At 73.0% G+C, this 18,399-nt stretch carries 13 protein-coding genes; 7 read left to right on the top strand and 6 right to left on the bottom strand.

Annotated features, from left to right (window positions below; translation table 11 throughout):
- Positions 1–385 precede the first annotated feature (385 nt).
- From AB0E07_RS15295 to AB0E07_RS15270, 6 genes are all read left to right on the top strand, one after another.
- Positions 386–2,011 carry an ABC transporter substrate-binding protein gene (locus AB0E07_RS15295; RefSeq protein WP_362250793.1) on the top strand — a complete coding sequence of 542 codons (1,626 nt, stop codon included), beginning with the start codon at positions 386–388 and terminating at the stop codon, positions 2,009–2,011.
- Between the two features lies 1 nt (position 2,012).
- Positions 2,013–2,975 carry an ABC transporter permease gene (locus AB0E07_RS15290; protein WP_362250790.1) on the top strand — a complete coding sequence of 321 codons (963 nt, stop codon included), beginning with the start codon at positions 2,013–2,015 and terminating at the stop codon, positions 2,973–2,975.
- On the top strand, positions 2,972–4,969 hold the full coding sequence (locus tag AB0E07_RS15285) for a dipeptide/oligopeptide/nickel ABC transporter permease/ATP-binding protein (protein WP_362250788.1): 1,998 nt from the start codon (positions 2,972–2,974) through the stop codon (positions 4,967–4,969). Before AB0E07_RS15290 ends, AB0E07_RS15285 begins: the two co-directional genes overlap by 4 nt.
- Positions 4,966–5,979, top strand: coding sequence for an ABC transporter ATP-binding protein (locus tag AB0E07_RS15280; protein ID WP_362250785.1), 1,014 nt, complete (start codon positions 4,966–4,968; stop codon positions 5,977–5,979). The genes AB0E07_RS15285 and AB0E07_RS15280 overlap by 4 nt, the downstream gene beginning before the upstream one ends.
- Complete coding sequence (locus AB0E07_RS15275; protein WP_362250782.1) at positions 5,976–6,902, top strand: dihydrodipicolinate synthase family protein; 927 nt, start codon at positions 5,976–5,978, stop codon at positions 6,900–6,902. Before AB0E07_RS15280 ends, AB0E07_RS15275 begins: the two co-directional genes overlap by 4 nt.
- 123 nt (positions 6,903–7,025) lie before the next feature.
- Complete coding sequence (locus AB0E07_RS15270) at positions 7,026–8,534, top strand: FG-GAP-like repeat-containing protein (protein ID WP_362250779.1); 1,509 nt, start codon at positions 7,026–7,028, stop codon at positions 8,532–8,534.
- Between the two features lie 30 nt (positions 8,535–8,564).
- Here AB0E07_RS15270 and AB0E07_RS15265 read toward each other — a convergent pair whose 3' ends face one another.
- The 6 genes from AB0E07_RS15265 to leuA all read right to left on the bottom strand — a co-directional run bounded on the left by AB0E07_RS15265 (position 8,565) and on the right by leuA (position 16,987).
- Positions 8,565–9,755 (bottom strand): sialidase family protein, encoded by a 1,191-nt coding sequence (locus tag AB0E07_RS15265; protein WP_362250777.1) that lies wholly within the window; start codon positions 9,753–9,755, stop codon positions 8,565–8,567.
- 39 nt (positions 9,756–9,794) lie between these two features.
- On the bottom strand, positions 9,795–10,457 hold the full coding sequence (locus tag AB0E07_RS15260; RefSeq protein WP_362250774.1) for a response regulator transcription factor: 663 nt from the start codon (positions 10,455–10,457) through the stop codon (positions 9,795–9,797).
- Positions 10,454–11,908: a histidine kinase gene (locus tag AB0E07_RS15255; RefSeq protein WP_362250771.1), complete on the bottom strand. Its 1,455-nt coding sequence runs from the start codon at positions 11,906–11,908 to the stop codon at positions 10,454–10,456. Before AB0E07_RS15255 ends, AB0E07_RS15260 begins: the two co-directional genes overlap by 4 nt.
- Positions 11,909–11,968: 60 nt before the next feature.
- A complete protein-coding gene (locus AB0E07_RS15250) occupies positions 11,969–14,059 on the bottom strand; it encodes an MMPL family transporter (protein ID WP_362250768.1) in 2,091 nt (696 codons plus the stop codon).
- Between the two features lie 170 nt (positions 14,060–14,229).
- On the bottom strand, positions 14,230–14,925 hold the full coding sequence (locus AB0E07_RS15245; protein WP_362250765.1) for a TerB family tellurite resistance protein: 696 nt from the start codon (positions 14,923–14,925) through the stop codon (positions 14,230–14,232).
- 340 nt (positions 14,926–15,265) lie between these two features.
- Positions 15,266–16,987 (bottom strand): 2-isopropylmalate synthase, encoded by a 1,722-nt coding sequence (leuA, locus tag AB0E07_RS15240; protein WP_362250762.1) that lies wholly within the window; start codon positions 16,985–16,987, stop codon positions 15,266–15,268.
- A 320-nt stretch (positions 16,988–17,307) separates the two neighbouring features.
- Between leuA and AB0E07_RS15235 the strand changes: the two genes are divergently transcribed.
- Entirely contained in the window at positions 17,308–18,381 is a 1,074-nt protein-coding gene (locus tag AB0E07_RS15235; RefSeq protein ID WP_362250759.1) for a M4 family metallopeptidase, read from the top strand.
- Positions 18,382–18,399: the final 18 nt, after the last annotated feature.

The following is an 18,399-nucleotide window of genomic DNA, read 5'->3' as shown; positions in this document are numbered from 1 at the left end:
CCGCGGCGTCTGGTGCGTGCGATCGCAAGGCGCCGGAGCGCCCTAATAGCGGAGCTATTCGGGCGTTTCGGCAACGCGGCGAGCGTGCGTGCCAGACGCCGCGGGGCAGGCGGGACTTTCGAAACACGCCCTAGGGGGCGCCGGACGACGGGGGCGAGGGGGTGCCGTGCAGGGGGCGGCACCCCCTCCGCATGTCCGGAAGAGGGCGCCACCCTCCGTACGTCCGGAAGGGGCCAACTCCACTGCCCCGGACCACCATTGGTCCGACTTACGGGGTAATGGGCCATTGGCATGGGATGCGTGGACCGTCCGGCCGCCGTTCCCGGGCCCGTGTCCGGCCGGCAGTACGGTCGTGTCCCCCCCACCCCTTCCTCCTGGAGGAACCGTGCGCGACGCGGGCCACGACGCGACGGCACCCGGTCGCCGCACCCTCCTCGGGCACACCGGCGCGCTGGGCGCTGCCGCCGCCCTCGCGGGGCTGCCGGGCTGTTCGGCCGGGCCGGAGTCCACCATCGACTTCGGCGGGGCGGACGGCCCGGACCGGACACTGACCGCGGTGATCGGCTACGGCAACGACGGCAGCTGGGACCCCACCCAGACCGCCTCGGCGTTCAGCATGGCCGCCAACCACCACATCTACGAGGGTCTCCTCGACACCGACCCGGTCTCCCGCGCGCCCTACCCGGCCCTCGCCACCGGGCTGCCGCCCGATCCGGGCGCCACCGTCTGGCCGTTCGCCCTCCGGCCCGGCGCGACCTTCCACGACGGGGTGCCGGTCACCGCCGACGACGTGCTCTTCGTCTTCGAGCGGATCCTCGATCCCGGCACCCCGACCCTCGTCCAGGGCTTCTTCGCGACCTGGCTGAAGGAGGTCCGCAGGGTCGACGCGCGCAGTGTGGAGCTGGTGCTCAGGTTCCCGTTCCCGGACGGGCTGTCCCGGCTCACCCTGGCCAAGATCATGCCCCGGCACGTGTTCTCGCGGCCGGGCGCCTGGGAGGACGCCGTGCGGGGCAGGGCGATCGGCTCGGGCCCCTACCGGATGACCGCGCACCACCCGAAGTCGAACACGGTCCTGGAGGCGTACGACGGGTACAACGGCCCGCGCCGGGCCGCCTTCCGGAGGATGAACTGGCTGACGATCGTGGACGCGGCCCCGCGGGTGGCCCGTATCTCGGGTGCGAGCGCCGGGGCCCAGCTCTCCGACAACATCCCGTACGCCAACATCGGCCGGCTGCGCGGCGGCGGGCTCACGGTCGCGGGCGGGGCCGGGATGAACAACCTGTTCCTGCTGTTCAACACCCGGCACAAGCCGTTCGACGACGTACGGGTGCGCCAGGCCCTGCACTACGCCGTCGACACCCGGCAACTGGTGCGCGTCGCGCTCAAGGGGCACGGCACGCCCGCCAGTTCCTTCCTGAACGAGGGTCACCCCGACCACCGGCGGGCCACGACGGTCTACGACCACGACCCGGACCGGGCGCGGGCGCTGCTGAAGGCGGCCGGGGTGCGCGGGCTGGAGGTCGATCTGACGGCGGTGAACGTCAGCTGGATCGTGGACTGTCTGCCGACGCTGAAGTCCTCCTGGGACGCGGTCGGCGTGCGGACGACGCTGTCGCCGCAGGAGACCACGGCCGTCTTCACCAAGCTGGACCAGGGACGGGACTACCAGGTCGTGGCCGCCGCTTCGAACCCCAACCAGTTCGGCCGCGACGCCGATCTGATCCTGCGGTACAACTACGGGCCCGCCAACCTGTGGATGCGGTACGCCCGGTGGGCCGGGCACCCGGTCGCCCGGCGGCTCTTCCGGCTGATGGACCGGGCCACCCGCGAACCCGATCCGGACCGCAGGCGGACGATGATCCAGGAGTGCGTCGACGTCGTCGCCGAGCAGGCCGTGCTCTACCCGGTCGTCCACAACGAGCTGATGACGGCCTGGGACGCGGACCGGCTGACCGGCCTGCGGGCGCAGCCGTATCCCGGGATCAACCTGCTCCGGGCGAAGTGGGCCTGACATGACCGCTGTCGTACGCATCCTGCTCCGTCGTCTCGCCCTGCTGGTGCCGCTGACGCTGGGCATCGTGCTCTTCGTCTTCGTGGTCATGGAGTTCTCCGACGCGGACCCGGCCTCCGCCTTCTTCCAGGGCGCCAACCCGACCCCCGAGCAGCTGCGGCGGTTCCGGGAGGAGAACGGTCTGCTGGATCCGCTGCCGGTGCGCTACCTGGCCTTCGTGGGCGATCTGCTCCACGGGGACCTGGGCACCAGCGCGCTGACCCGCGAGGAGGTGGTGGACCAGGTGCTGACCGCGCTGCCGCTCACCCTTCAGCTGACCTTCCTGGGGCTGGGCATCGCGGTCGTGCTGGCGCTGCTGGGCGGGATCACGGCCGCCGTGCACCGCGGCCGGTTCGCGGACCAGTTCGTGCGGGTGGTCTCGCTGACCGGGGTGGCGGCGCCCGGCTTCTGGCTGGCGCTGCTGATGATCCAGTACCTGGCGGTGGGCCTGGGCCGGTTCCCGGCCGGCGGGTACATCAACCCCCGGGACTCCGTCACCGGCTGGCTGTGGACGATGACCCTGCCCGCGCTCGCCCTCTCCCTGCCGGTGGCCGCCCAGCTCACCCGGATCGTGCGGACGTCGGTGGTGGAGGAGCTGGACCGGGACTACGTCCGTACCGCGATCGGCGGCGGGCTGCCGCCGCGGGTCGTCGTGGGCCGGAACGTGCTGCGCAACGCGCTGGTCAACCCGCTGACCGTGCTGGGCCTCAGGGTCGGCTACCTGCTGGGCGGCGCCGTCGTCATCGAGACGATCTTCGCGCTGCCCGGCATGGGGAAGCTGATGATCGACGCCGTGAAGAACGGCGACCCGGCGGTGGTTCAGGGCGTCGTCCTGACCACGGCGTTCGGCTTCGTGCTGGTCAACCTCGTGATCGACATCCTGTACCTGCTGGTCAACCCGCGACTGAGGGACAGCGCCGCATGATCAAGACGCGCGGGAGCCTCACCGAGGCCCTCTCCCGGCCCGGCATCCGGCTGCGCGGCCCGCGCCGGCTGCCGATCCTGTCGAAGGCGGCGCTCGGCTTCCTGGCCCTGGTGGTCCTGGTCGCGGTGTGCGCGCCGCTGCTGGCTCCGCACGATCCGCTGGAGCAGTTGCCCCCGGTGGACGGCACCGGGCACCCCTCGGCCGCGCACTGGATGGGGCAGGACAGCCTGGGCCGGGACATCCTCAGCCGGCTGATGTACGGCGCCCGCTGGTCCCTGGCGATCGGCCTCGGCGCCACCTCGCTGGCGCTGCTGGCGGGCGCCCTGATCGGCGCGGTCGCCGCGACCTCCCGCAAGGCGCTGGACGAGACGCTGATGCGCTGCCTGGACGTGGTGATGGCGTTCCCCGGTATCGCGCTGGCGGCCGTCCTGGTCGCGGTGTTCGGCGGCGGGATCACCGTGCTGATCTGCGCCATCGCGTTCCTGTTCACCCCGCCGGTGGCCCGGGTGGTGCGGGCCAACATCCTCGACCAGTACGGCGAGGACTACGTGACGGCGGAACGGGTGATCGGCGCGCGCACCCCGCACATCGTCGGGCGACACGTGGCCGTCAACTGTGCCGCGCCCGTGCTGGTCTTCTGCACGGTGCAGGTCGCCGAGGCGATCGTGTTCGAGGCGTCGCTGTCCTTCATCGGCGCGGGGGTGCGGCCCCCCGACCCGTCCTGGGGCAGTGTGATCGCCGACGGCAAGAACATGGTGCTGACCGGGGGTTGGTGGGCGACCGTCTTCCCCGGGCTGGTGATCCTGTTCACGGTGCTCTCGCTGAACATCCTCTCCGAGGGCGTGTCGGACGCCTGGGCCGCACCGGCCGCCCGGGAGGTGGAGGTGCCCGCGGAGGCCGGACCGGCGCGGGCGGTGGCGACCGGGGACGGCGAGGTGGTGGCCGGGACCGGGGACGGCGAGGTGGTGGCGCTGCCCGGTCTCGCCGAGGCCGCCCGTCGGCTGCGGGAGCGGGCCCGCCCGCTCCCCTCGGGGCCGCCGGTGCTGGCGGTGGAGGACCTCGCCGTCGGCTTCGAGGGCCGGCACGGGGGCGTGGACATCGTCGACGGGGTCGGTTTCGAGGTGCGGCCCGGTGAGGTCCTGGGCCTGGTCGGGGAGTCCGGCTGCGGCAAGTCGCTGACCGCGCTGACCGTCATGGGCCTGCCGCCGCGGGGCGCCCGGCTGCGCGGCCGGGTCCTCTTCCGGGGACGGGACCTGCTCACCGAGCCGCCCCGGGCCCGGCGCCGGCTGCTCGGGCACGAGATGGCGATGGTCTTCCAGGACGCCCTGTCGTCCCTGAACCCGGCGATGACCGTCCGCGCCCAGCTCCGGCAGGTCGTGCGGCGCGGCGGCCGCCGCAGCCCCGGGGAACTGCTCGCGCTGGTCGGGCTCGACCCGGAGCGGACCCTGCGGAGCTATCCGCACGAGCTGTCCGGAGGCCAGCGCCAGCGGGTGCTCATCGCCATGGCGCTCTCCCGGGACCCGAGTCTGATCGTCGCCGACGAGCCGACGACCGCGCTGGACGTGACCGTGCAGGCGCAGGTCATGGCGCTGCTGCTGCGGCTGCGCGAGGAGCTGGGGTTCGCGCTGATCCTGGTCTCGCACGACCTGGCGCTGGTCGCGGACGTCACCGACCGGGTGGTGGTGATGTACGGCGGACAGGTCGTCGAGGCCGGGGTGACCGCCGACGTGCTCCGGGCGCCGGCCCACCACTACACGCGCGGACTGCTGGGCAGCGTGCTGTCGCTGGAGGGGGCGGCCGAGCGGCTGACCCAGATCAGGGGCGTGGTCCCGGCCCCGGCCGACTTCCCCGGGGGCTGCCGCTTCGCCGACCGCTGTCCGCGCGCCGCCGAGGACTGCCGTACGGTCCGGCCGGTCCCGGCGGGGCCCCCGGAACACCTGGTGGCCTGCCATCATCCGGCCGTCGAACCGGTGCCGACGGAGGCCGTGCGGTGAACGCGATCGTGGAGCTGCGCGACGTCCATGTCGTCCACCGGGCCCGCGGCGGCGGGCTGTTCCCCCGGGACCGGGTGCACGCGCTGACCGCGGCGGACCTGACCGTGGCGCCGGGTGAGACCGTCGGCGTGGTGGGCGAGTCGGGGTGCGGGAAGTCGACGCTGGCGAAGGTGCTCGTCGGGGTGGAGCGCCCCGCCGCCGGCACGGTGCGTCACCTCGGGCGGGACCTGTGGGCCATGGCGCCGGAGGAGCGCCGGGCCACCGTGGGCCGCTCCATCGGCATGGTCTTCCAGGACCCCGCCACGGCCCTGAACCGGCGGCTGCCGGTGCGGCGGATCCTGCGGGACCCGATGGACGTGCACGGGGAGGGCACCCGGAGCGGGCGCGAGGACCACGTACGCGAGGTGATGTCCCTGGTCGGGCTGCACCGGGGGCTCGCCGACGCCCTGCCGGGGCAGTTGTCCGGCGGTCAGCGGCAGCGCGTCGCCATCGCCCGCGCGCTGGTCCTCGACCCGGACCTGGTGGTGGCGGACGAGCCGACCAGCGCGCTCGACGTCTCGGTCCGCGCCCAGATCCTCAACCTGCTGCTGGACCTGCGGGAGCGCCTGGGCCTGGCGATGGTCTTCGTGTCGCACGACATCCAGACCGTCCGGCGGATGAGCGACCGGGTGATCACCATGTACCTGGGGCGGATCGTGGAGGAGGCGCCCGCCGACCGGGTGACCGAGCACTCCCGGCACCCCTACACCCGCGCCCTGTTCTCCGCCGCGCCCGGTCTGCTGCGTGCCGTCGACCCGATTCCGCTGGTCGGACCGGTTCCGTCGGCGGTCCGGCCGCCGAGCGGCTGCCCCTTCCGGACCCGCTGCTGGAAAGCGACAGAAGTGTGCGCGCGGGAGATGCCGGAATTTTCCGACGCGTCCACACCGGGGCACCGGTACCGCTGCCACCATCCTGTCGAGGAGGACCGGTCGACCCACGACCTGGCACAGTCCGCGAGGGAGCCTTCATGAACACGCTCACCGGTGTCGTCCCGCCCGTGTGCACGCCCCTGACACCGGAACGCGAGATCGACGTCCCCTCGCTGACGAGACTCGTCGACCATCTGACGGACGGCGGGGTGCACGGCCTGTTCGTGCTCGGCTCGACGTCGGAGGCGGCCTTTCTGACGGACCGCCAGCGTCGCCTCGTCGTCGAGACGGTGACCCGGCACGTGGACGGCCGGCTGCCGGTGCTGGCCGGGATCATCGACATGACGACGCCCCGGATGCTGGACCAGGCGCACGCGGCGGCCACGGCCGGCGCGGACGCGGTGGTGGCGACGGCCCCGTTCTACGCGGCCACCCACCCCGCCGAGATCGCCCGCCACTACCGGCTGCTCGCCGCCGGGAGCCCGGTCCCCGTCGTCGCCTACGACATCCCGGCCGCCGTGCACACCAAGCTGCCCGCCGCCGTGCTCCTGGAGCTGGCCGCCGAGGGCGTACTGGCCGGGCTGAAAGACTCCAGCGGCGATCTGGCGGGCTTCCGCGAGGTGGTCGCGGGCGTCCGCGCCGACCCCGGCATCACCGGGTTCAGCCTGCTCACCGGCTCCGAGCTGTTCGTCGACGCGGCCCTGGCGCTGGGCGCGGACGGGGCGGTGCCCGGCCTCGCCAACGTCGACCCGCACGGCTACGTCCGTCTCGACCGCCTCCACCGGTCCGGTGAGCTCGGCCGGGCCCGCGCCGAACAGGAGCGGCTGTGCGCCCTGTTCGGCATGGTCCGGGTCGGCGACCCCGCCCGGACGGGCCCGAGCGCGTCGGCGCTCGGTGCCTTCAAGGCGGCCCTGCACCTGCGCGGAGTCATCGACTGCCCGGTCACGGCACACCCCCAGACACCGCTCGCGCCGGGCGAGGTCGAGCAGGTGGGCAAGTTCCTGGCCTCGGCGGGGCTGCTCTGAGGTACCCGCCGGTGGACCGCGGGTGAAGTACGTACAACCATTCGGTTTCATCGAGGGTCCTGTGGTGCGTGAGGGGCGGATCTGACGCCCTGTCACAGATTCGCACCCCGAGCAGGAGGCCCTGTGCGACAGCGCACACTTCGTACGACGGTGGCCGTCGCCGTCGCCATGGCGGCGTCGGCCGCCCTCGCGCCCGTGGCGCAGGCCGCCCCGGCCGCGGCGGCCGCCTCCACCGGCCTCGCCGAGGCCGACTTCAACGGCGACGGTGTCCCCGACACGGCAGCGGCCGCGCCCGACGGCACGGTCAGCGGTCACCAGCGCGCCGGGTACGTCGCCGTGACGTACGGCAGCCGCACCCTGGCCCTGAAGGACCAGACCCGCAAGGTCTACCAGCAGAACACCGCCGGGGTACCGGGCACGGCCGAGTCCCAGGACCGGTTCGGCTCCTCCGTGACCGCCACGGACCTGGACGGCGACGGTTTCACCGACCTGGTCGTCGGCTCGTCCGGCGAGGCCGTCGGAACGCTCGACGGGGCGGGCTCGCTGACCGTCCTGTGGGGCGGCGCGGGCGGCCTCTCCGGCGGCACCGTCGTCAAGGGCACGTCCTACCGTGAGAACCTCGGCGCGATGCTGACCGCCGGGGACTTCGACCAGGACGGCCACCAGGACCTGGCCACCGGCAGCACCGTCTCCTACGGCCCGTTCGGCCGGTCCACCGGTGCCGCCCGCACCGAGACGATGGACCTCCTGGGCGAGCACGCGGACGAATACACCCAGGGCTGGAACCCGTGGGACAACCCCGCGCTGTCCACGGGAGACGTCAACGGCGACGGCATCAGCGACGTCGTGGGCGTCGTCTCGACCGGTTCGGGCGAGATCGCCGACCACGGTCCCCGCGTGGTGCGCTGGTTCGCGGGCGGGCGGGACGGGCTGCAGCCCGGGACGACCCTCAAGGACGCGAGGACCGGCGAGCTCCTGGACGGCGGTACCGACGTCGCCGTGGGCGACCTCGACCGGGACGGCTACGCCGACATCGTGCTCGGCCGGAGCGACGCGCAGGACCGGCCCGGCGTCCGGGACGTCAACGAGGTGGGCGGCGGCGTCGAGATCGTGCGCGGCGGCGCGTCCGGCCCGGACACGGCGGGCCCGCGCGTCCTGCTCCACCAGGACAGCGCGGGCGTCCCCGGCACCGCCGAGAAGGGCGACGGCTTCGGGACCACCGTCACCCTCGGCGACGTCAACGGCGACGGCCGTCCCGACCTCGCGATCGGCGTCCCCCGCGAGGACGTCGGCACCCTGACCGACGCCGGTCTGGTGACCGTCCTGCTCGGCGGCGCCCACGGGCTCACCACGTCGGGCGCGCGCTCCTTCACCCAGGACACCGCCTCGGTGCCCGGTACCGCGGAGAAGGGCGACGCCTTCGGCACCGCCGTGCACCTGGCCGACACCACCGGCGACGGTCGCGCGGAGCTGTTCACCGGCGCGGCCGGCGAGAACGGCTCCTCCGGCGGCGTCTGGGTCCTCAAGGGCACCTCCGCCCAGGTGACCGGCGCGGGCTCGGTCTCCTTCGGCCCGTCGAAGTTCGGCCTGACCGCCGCGCCGGGCCGGCTGGGCGCGTCCTTCGACCGCTGACACCCGACGGCTGCCGGTCCGGCCGGAAGGTCACTGCTGGAGCTGCCCGGCCGGCAGCCGGCGGAACTCGATCGTCTCGTAGGGGTTCGCCGTGCCCGTCTCGTACAGGACGCCGACCGTCTCCTGATCGACCCGGACCAGGTCGGAGTAGGCGGCGCGGTCGGTGGAGAGGGTCACCGCCCTGGTGAAGGTCACCCCGCCGTCGTCGCTGCGCCACAGCGCCATCGACTGCCGGGCGGTGGGCACGGACGGGCCCGAGAAGAGCAGGGGGGCGCCCGCGCCGGGGAGTTGCAGGACGCTCGCCTGGACCACCGGGACCTCGTCGAGCGTGGGCTGGACCTCGTAGGGGCGGGTCAGGGACCGGCCGCCGTCGGCGGACCAGCTGTCGAGGCGGGTGCCGGAGCTGCTGCCGTGCTGGTCACGGGAGTTGAAGTAGATCCTGCCGTCGGGGAGTTCGGCGGCGGTGGTCTCGTTGGCGTTGTTCCGGCCGTCGTAGGCGTCGTCGACGAAACCGAGGTGCCAGGTGGTGCCGCCGTCGTCGCTGTAGATGGCGTGCCCGCCGTAGTACCGGGACTCCTGGCCGGTGTCGGCGGAGCCGGGCGGCGGGGCGGCCGAGTGGTTGGAGGGCACCACGAGCCGTCCGGCGTGCGGGCCCTGCCGCAGGGCGACGGCGTGCCCGGGACCGGTGGCGTACCAGCGCCAGTCGGGCCGCTTCACCTGCCCGGTGATGTCCTGCGGCGCGCTGAAGGTCCGGCCGTCGTCCCAGCTGCGCTGGACGAAGACCCGGCGGCTCTGCTCCGGTGTCACCTCGCCCCGCATGATCTGACCCTCGGTCACCGCCCCGCTGTTGTAGGAGGTGACCAGCACGATCGCGCCCGTAGCGGGATCGACCACCGGGGCCGGATTGCCCCGGGTGTCCCCGTCCCCGGCGGCCACCACGGTCAGCGGGCCCCAGGTGCAGCCGCCGTCGGCGGAGCGCCTGAGGACGACGTCGATGTTCCCGGTGTCGCCCGCGCCGTCGTGCCGGCCCTCGGCGAAGGCCAGCAGGGTGCCGCGGCCGGTGGTGACCGCCGCCGGGATGCGGTACGTGTCGTAGCCGCCCTCCCCCGAGACGAACGGGACGGAGGACGCGCAGTCGGCGACGGCGGCGGCCCGGCCGGTCGCGGTGAGCGGGGTCAGGAGGACCGCGGTGACGAGCAGGGTGCGGCTCAGAAGGGCCATGGGACTCCCTTGACGGAGTGTCGGACGGGGACCGATCCGTCACATGGTTCCCGGAGCCACCAGACCCGACTCGTACGCCACGATCACCAGCTGGGCCCGGTCCCGCGCTCCCAGCTTGCCCATGATCCGGCTGACGTGGGTCTTCGCGGTGAGCGGGCTGAGCCCCAACGCCTCGGCGATCTCTGCGTTGTTGAGCCCGCGGGCGACCAGGGAGAGCACCCCGCGCTCCCGCTCGGACAGGCCCTCGGGACCGCCCAGCGGGGGTACCGAGGGGCTGCGCAGAAATCGCGCGATCAGCCGTGCCGTGGCGCCGGGCGACAGCAGCGCCTCCCCGGCGGCGACCGTGCGGATCGCGTCCAGCAGTTCGGCCGGACGGGTGTCCTTGACCAGGAAGCCGGACGCCCCGGCCCGCAGCGCCTCCACGATGTGCTCGTCGGTGTCGTACGTCGTCAGCACCAGGACCCTGACCCCCGCGAGGTCCTCGTCGGCGGCGATCAGGCGGGTCGCCTCGATGCCGTCGAGGTCGGGCATGCGGATGTCCATCACGACCAGGTCGGCCCGCTCGGTGCGGGCCAGTTCCAGCGCCTGGCGGCCGGTGCCGGCCTGTCCGACGACCTCCATGTCGGGCGCGGACTCGACGAGCATGGCGAACGCGGCCCGGACCAGGGTCTGGTCGTCGGCGAGCAGGACGCGGATGGTCACGTGGCTTCTCCCAGGGGCGGTACGACGGTCGGGGGCGGCGTGCCCGGCGGCGGTACGGCGGCGTGGGTACCGCCCGTCGGCGGCGGGACGGTGGCCGGGATGCCACCCGTCGGCGGCGGGGCGGTGGTCGGGGTGGCGGCCAGCGACGGCGGGACGATCGCCGGGGTGGCGGCCAGCGACGGCGGGACGATCGCCGGGGTGGCGGCCAGCGACGGCGGGACGGTCGCCGGGGTGGCGGCCAGCGGGAGTACGGCGGTCACCCGGAAGCCGCCCCGTTCGTGCGGCCCGGCGTCGAGTGTGCCGCCCACGCTGCGGGCGCGCTCACGCATGCCGACCAGTCCGAACCCCGGCGCGTGTCCGGCGGCCCCCGCGGCCGGTCCGGTGCCGTCGTCGGTGACGGCGAGGTGCAGGGCGCCGTCCGTCTCGTGCAGTTCGACCCGGACAGCCGGTTCGGGTCCCGCGTGCCGTACGGCGTTGGTGAGCGCCTCCTGGACGATGCGGTAGGCGGCGGCGCCGACGGCCGGGGACGCCTGCCGGATCCGTACCGTCTGCTCGACCCGGGCGCCCGCGATACGGGCCGCCTCCACCAGGCCCGGCAGGGAGTCCAGGCCGGGCAGTGGGGCGCGGGCGTCGGCCGGCCCGTCCTCGCGCAGCACCTCCAGCGTGGTGCGCAGTTCGCCGCGCGCGGTGCGGCAGGTCTCGGCGATGTCGTCGAGGGCCTTGGCGACCGTCTCGCGGTCCAGCCGCTCGGGGTCGGCGGCCAGCACATGGGCGGCGACCGAGGTCTGCACACCGATCAGGGTGATGCTGTGGGCGAGCAGGTCGTGCAGGTCGCGGGCGATCCGCAGACGTTCCTCGGCGACCCGGCGGCGGGCCTCCTCCTCGCGGGTGCGTTCGGCGCGCTCGGCGCGTTCGAAGACCGCGGCGATGTACCGGCGGTAGTAGCGGACGTCGATGCCGACGAAGATGACGGCGAAGACCCAGCCGTAGATGCGCAGCAGTTCGACGGCCTGCTTGTCGCCGCCGAAGCTGAGCATTCCGGCCAGCGAGAGCGCGAGTCCCGCGGCGGACACCACGAGGGTGCGGACGGGGCGTTGGGTGACGGTGACCGTGTACAGCGCGATGAACGAGGCGGGCACGGGCGCGGTGTGGTTGTTGTCGAGCACGTGGTACGGCAGGACGCACGCGATCACCACCGCGAACACCAGCAGGGGCCGGCGCCGCCGCCACACCAGCGCCGCGTGGGCGGCGGTCAGCAGCGTCCAGCCGACCGCGTCGGGCCGGCGGCCGGCGTCGGTGACCAGGCCCAGGCACAGGGCCAGGAGGGCCGCCACGGTGGTGAGCAGGACGTCGTTGCGGGTGCCGTGGGGCGCGGTCGTCGGGTCCCGGTTGATCGCGGCCATGATCCGCTCACCGATCCGGGGCCGCACCGCTGTGTCGGTTGGCTGCACGGGTTCATCTTCCGATGGAGGGGCGCCCCTCCGGGAGACCGCGAAGGAGCGCCGGTTCGGTCAGTGCGCGTCCGCGGTGACGCGCTCCGGTTCCTTCGGCGGTACGGGGGCGACGGGCTCCCGGGACAGGGCTCCCGGCCACCACACCTTGCGGCGCAGGGCGACGCTCGCGCTGGTCACGAGGTAGGTGCGGACCAGGAAGGTGTCGAGGAGGACACCGACGGCGATGACGAAGCCCAGCTCGACGAGCTGCACCATCGGCATGCTGGTGAGCACCGCGAAGGTGGCGGCGAGCACCAGTCCCGCGGAGGCGATGACCCCGCCGGTGGTGCGCAGCGCGGTGAGGGCGGCGGCGACGGGTTCGGCGCCGTTGAGGGACTCCTCGCGCATCCGGTGCATCAGGAAGATGCCGTAGTCGACGCCGAGGGCGACCAGGAAGACGAAGGAGAGCAGTCCGAGTCCCGGATCGGTGCCCTCGAAGCCGAACACCGGCCCGAAGACCAGGCCGCCGATGCCGAGGGAGGCGCCCCAGACGGCGACCACCGCGGCCACCAGGAGCAGCGGCGCGACCAGGGAGCGCAGCAGGGCGACCAGGATGAGCAGCACGGACAGCAGCACGATCGGCACCACGATCAGCCGGTCGCGTGCGTTGGTGTCCTTCAGGTCGATCTGTTCGGCGCTCGGTCCGCCGACGTAGGAGCCGTCGAGCCGGTCGCGCAGGTCCTCGATGGTGGCGGTCTCCCCCGCCGACTGCGGGGCCGAGGTGGCGAGTACGGAGATCTCGGTCCAGCCGTCGCCGGTGCGGCCCGCCTCGGCGCTGTCGACGCCCCGGGTGTCGCGGATCTCGGCGAGGGTGGCGTCGGCGCGGTCGGCCGGGGTGATGACGGTGACGGCCTGGGTGCCGCGTTCGGGGTAGGCGGCCGCGAGGGTCTGCAGGGCGGCGACCGCGTCGGGCCTGCTGGTGAAGGAGTCCTCCTGCTTGAGGTCGCCGGGCAGGTTGAACATGCCGAGCGCGAGCGTGCCGAGCAGCAGGCCGCCGCCGAGGAGGACGGCCACCGGACGGCGTCCCGCGGAGCTGCCCATCGCGGCGAACAGGGACCGGCGGGCCTTGGGGGTGCTGCCGTACCGCGGGATCAGCGGCCAGAACACGCGCCGTCCGAGCAGCACCAGGACCACGGGCAGCAGGGTCAGCATGGCGAGCAGCGCGCACAGCACGCCGACGGTGCCGAGCGGGCCCATGCCGCGGCTGGAGTTGAGGTCGGCGGCGAGCAGGCAGAGCAGCCCCGCGGCGACGGTCCCGGAGGAGGCGAGGACGGCGGGCCCGCAGCCGCGCAGGGCGGCCGTCATGGCGTCGTAGGGGCGTTCGACGCGGCGCAGTTCCTCGCGGTAGCGGGAGACCAGCAGCAGGGCGTAGTCGGTGCCGGCGCCGAAGACGAGGATGGTCATGATGCCGGAGCTCTGGCCGGACACGGAGGTGCCGAACCCCTGGTTGAGCCCGTAGGCGACGGCCATGGACAGGTAGTTGGCGACGCCCGCGACGGCCAGCGGGACCAGCCACAGGAACGGGCTGCGGTAGATGACGATCAGCAGCAGGGCGACCACGGCGACCGTGGTGTAGAGCAGCGGTCCGTCGAGCGAGTTGTAGACCTCGGAGGCGTCGGTGGCCAGCGCCCCCTCGCCGCCGACCTCCACGCTCAGCCCGTCGCCGCCGCGTGCGACGTCCCGGACCTCGTGGACGAGTTCGTCGCGGGCGTCCTCGTCCGTGCCGGGCTCGTTGCTGGCCACCGGGTACATCAGGGTGGTGCCGTCCTTCGACGGGATCCCGGCCGGGTCGGCGGTGAGCCGGTGGGCGCCGGCGATCTCGGCGATCTGCTCCTCGGCGGTGGCCCGGTCGGCCGCGGTCAGCCCGCCGTCGCGGTGGTAGACGACGACCATCTGCGTGGTCTCACCGCCGGGCAGCCGATCCTGGATCCTGGCGACCTGCGTCGAGTCGGCGCCGGCGGGCAGGTAGTCGACGGCCCGGTCCCGCTGCACGTCGGCGAGTTTCGAGGCGAACGGCGAGGCGATCACCAGCACGACGATCCACAGCCCGAGCACCCCCCAGGGCACGGCGATCCGGCGTCGCCGGTCAGATGTCCTTGCGGCCCCCATGAGACGGGCCTCCCTCCGCTTCGGTTGTCCGGTACGGGTTCCAGACTTCCGGCAGAAGGGAGGGTGTTCGTCGGGCGGAAGGGCGAGCCGGGCGCTACTACCGGGGGCGACCGGCGGGGCCGGTTACTCCCGCGGGAGTACTGAGGCGTGTTCGGAAAGTCCCGCCTGCCCTACGACGGCGTACGGGCCGCCGCGAGGAGGCGGGTGACGTCCTCGCCGCAGATCGTCAGCGCGGCGCCGACCGTGCTGAGGACCTCCCGTTCGGCCGGGGTGTACGGGCCGTCGGCGAGGGCGATGCGGGCGCCCTGGAGGAGGATCGACTCGCGGCCCGCCGGGGCGAGGTGGGGGGCCAGGGGGTCGAGGGCCTCGTGGAGCTCTATGGCGAGGCCCGCTCCGCAGGGCTCGCCCAGGACGCGGCCGGTGTCGGCGGCGAGGGCCTCCACGAGGGCGTCGAGCCCTTCCTCGGTGCAGTCGTCGAAGCCGGACGCGCGGACGGCCGCGGCGGCGGTCTCCAGGGCCGCTCGGGCACAGGTGCCCCCGGCGGCGAGGACCGCGAGGGCGACGGTGTGGACGGCGTCGCGGAGCATCGCGGAGAAGCGGGTGGTGGTGGGGTGGTCCAGGACGTCGGTGCCGAAGTGGCGGCGGCAGGCCGCGCATTCCACCACCGGCCCGGTCTCGCCGCGCGGCAGCACCGGTACGCCCAGGAGGGTGAAGCGGCGGTGGCCGGTCAGCCGCTGGTAGTTGCGGTCGCCCCCGCAGCCCGGGCAGAAGAACTCGCCGTCCCCGACCGCCGTCCACGCGGTGCGCGTGCCCAGGATGCGGGCAGGCCTCGCGGCACGGCCGTTTCGTCCCCGTCCTGGCAGCACGTCGCACCTCCGCGTGACCTCGCGGCAACATCGCCGCGCTTGCGTGATGTTAGCCACATCACCCAGGCCTAGTCAGCACCTTGGACGAGACCTTTCCGTGACCTCCACGAGGAATGGCCGGTATACGACGATCCCCGCCCCCTGAAGAACAGGAGGCGGGGACACCCACCCAGGGCTCGCCCAGGGGCGCGGGGAACTGCGCGACAAGCCACGACGACGCAGCACCGGACCACCCCACGGCCAGCCCCACTCACCCAGGGGCGCGGGGAACTGCGCGACAAGCCACGGCGCACGCGCGGCCGACACACAGCCCCCGCGGGCACCCCCGTGGTCGAAAGACCTACCGCGCGGCCCGGTTGACCGCCGAGACGACCGCCTTCAGCGAGGCACGCGTGGTGTTCGCGTCGATGCCGATCCCCCACAGCACCTTGCCGTCGATCGCGCACTCGATGTACGAGGCGGCCTGCGCGGAGGCCCCCTCGCTCATGGTGTGCTCCTGGTAGTCCAGCAGGCGTACGTCGATGCCGATGGACTGCAGGGCGTCGAAGAAGGCCGAGATCGGACCGTTGCCGGTACCCGACAGCACGGTGTCCTCGCCGTCGACGGTGGCCTCCACGCGCAGCGAGTCCACGCCGTCGGTGTCGGTGGTCGACTGACCGTTGCGGACCTGGATGCGGCCCCAGGCGTTGTCCGGGTTGGGCAGGTACTCGTCCTGGAAGACGGACCAGATGGCGGCGCCGGTGACCTCGCCGCCCTCGGCGTCGGTCTTGGCCTGGATCAGCTTCGAGAACTCGATCTGCATCCGGCGCGGCAGGTCCAGCTTGTGGTCGTTCTTCAGGACGTAGGCGATACCGCCCTTGCCGGACTGGGAGTTGACCCGGATGACCGCCTCGTAGGAGCGGCCGACGTCCTTGGGGTCGATCGGCAGGTAGGGGACCGCCCACTCGATGTCGTCGACGGTGACGCCCTTCGCGGCCGCGTCGGCCTCCATGGCGTCGAAGCCCTTCTTGATGGCGTCCTGGTGGGAGCCGGAGAAGGACGTGTAGACCAGGTCGCCCACGTACGGGTGGCGCGGGTGGACCTCCATCTGGTTGCAGTACTCCCACGTACGACGGATCTCGTCGATGTCGGAGAAGTCGATCTGCGGGTCGACGCCCTGGGAGAACAGGTTCATGCCCAGGGTGACCAGGTCGACGTTGCCGGTGCGCTCGCCCTGGCCGAACAGGCAGCCCTCGACGCGGTCGCCGCCGGCCATGACGGCCAGTTCGGCGGCGGCCACCGCGGTGCCGCGGTCGTTGTGCGGGTGGATGGACAGGCACACGTACTCACGGCGCGACAGGTTGCGGCTCATCCACTCGAAGCGGTCCGCGTGCGTGGACGGCGTCGAACGCTCCACCGTGGCGGGCAGGTTCAGGATGATCTCGCGGCCGGGACCGGGCTGCCAGACGTCCATGACCGCCTCGCAGACCTCCAGCGCGAAGTCCAGCTCGGTGTCGGTGAAGATCTCGGGGCTGTACTGGTATCCGAACTCGGTCTCGGGGTCCAGCAGCTTCTCCGCGTACTCCATCACCAGGCGGGTGCCGTCGACGGCGATCTGCTTGATGTCGTCCTTGGAGCCGCGGAAGACCACCCGGCGGAAGACCGGCGCGGTGGCGTTGTACAGGTGCACGGTGGCCCGCTTGGCGCCCTTCAGGGACTCCACGGTGCGCTCGATCAGGTCCTCGCGGGCCTGGGTCAGTACGGAGATGGTGACGTCGTCGGGGATCGCGCCGGGCTCTTCGATGATCGACCGTACGAAATCGAAGTCGGTCTGGCCGGAGGCGGGGAAGCCGACCTCGATCTCCTTGTAGCCCATCTTGACCAGCTGGTCGAACATCCGGCGCTTGCGCTCGGGCGACATGGGGTCGATCAGGGCCTGGTTGCCGTCCCGCAGATCGGTGGACAGCCAGCGGGGTGCCTGCGTGATGCGGCGGTCCGGCCAGGTGCGGTCCGGGATGTCGACCTGGTCGTAGCGACCGTACTTGTGGATCGGCATGGAAGTGGGCTGCTGGCGGTTTGCCATGATGCTTCGGGCTCCTCAAGGTGTCCGGAAGGACGGCCGACGACGCAACGCCAAGCACCGCGGGGAGGGGGTCGGCCTCGACTACAGGCCCTCGCCGCGGCAGCTAAGGAGAAGCAGCCCGAAAAGCATGATGCTCCGCATGCTAGCCGAGACGCCCACGATGCGACGGTGCGTATCAGTATGCGGGACCGTGCGGACGAAACGGGCGAAACGTGTGCCATACCACTTCACGGACGCCCCGCGGGCGGCTTGTCGTCCTATTTCACCAATCATGGTGGCGGGTAGTGACAGCGGCATAACGCAGTGCGAGGGTGCCGGGCATGACGAACCACGGGGGCCCTGTGCCCGTCTTCTGCACCGTCGTACCGCCGCACGTCCTCGACAAGCTCGCCCAGGCCGACGACCCCGCCCTGGCCGACCCCGCTCGCCGGACCCTCCAGCGCGACGCCTACGAGCGCACCCACCGCCGGCTGACCACCGTCCTCGGCGCGCCCGCCGTCGCCCCGCCCGCCGGCGCCGAGCCCGGCCGGCCGCGGCGCACGGTCCACGACGCCGGACACGGCACCGACCTGCCCGGCGAGCAGGTCCGCGGGGAGGGCGAGGAGCCCGGCAAGGACGCGACCGTCAACCGGGCGTACGCGGGCCTCGGCGCCACCTTCGAGCTGTTCCTGAAGGCGTTCGGGCGCGACTCGATCGACGGGAGCGGCCTGCCGCTCGACGCCACCGTGCACTACGAGCGGGACTACAACAACGCCTTCTGGAACGGCGAGCAGATGGTGTTCGGCGACGGCGACGGCGAGATCTTCCTCGACTTCACCATCCCCATCGACGTCATCGGCCACGAACTCGCCCACGGCGTCACGCAGTACACCGCGAACCTCACCTACTTCGGGCAGCCGGGCGCCCTCAACGAGTCGATGTCGGACGTCTTCGGCGCGCTCATCAAGCAGTACACGCTCGGCCAGACCGCCGCCGAGGCCGACTGGCTGATCGGCGCCGGGCTGCTCGCCCCGCGGGTGACCGGCAAGGCGCTGCGCTCCATGAAGGAGCCGGGCACGGCCTACGACGACGACGTCCTCGGCAAGGACCCGCAGCCGGGGTCCATGGACGACTTCGTGCGCACCGGCCGCGACAACGGCGGCGTCCACATCAACTCCGGCATCCCCAACCGCGCGTTCCACCTGGCCGCCACCGCCCTCGGCGGGTACGCCTGGGAGCGCGCCGGGCAGATCTGGTACGACGTGCTGACCGGCGGCGAGCTGTCCTCGCAGGCCCTGTTCACCGACTTCGCGGCCCTGACGGTCGCCGCCGCGGGGGCCCGCTACGGCGACGGCGGCGAGGAGTTCCAGGCGGTGCAGAAGGCCTGGGAACAGGTCGGGGTGCGCTCCCTGTAGATCCGTACTAGACAGGTC

This window comes from Streptomyces sp. NPDC048002 (assembly GCF_040653275.1).
In the GTDB taxonomy this organism is placed as follows: domain Bacteria; phylum Actinomycetota; class Actinomycetes; order Streptomycetales; family Streptomycetaceae; genus Streptomyces.
This window is presented reverse-complemented; position numbering and strand designations above follow the sequence as displayed.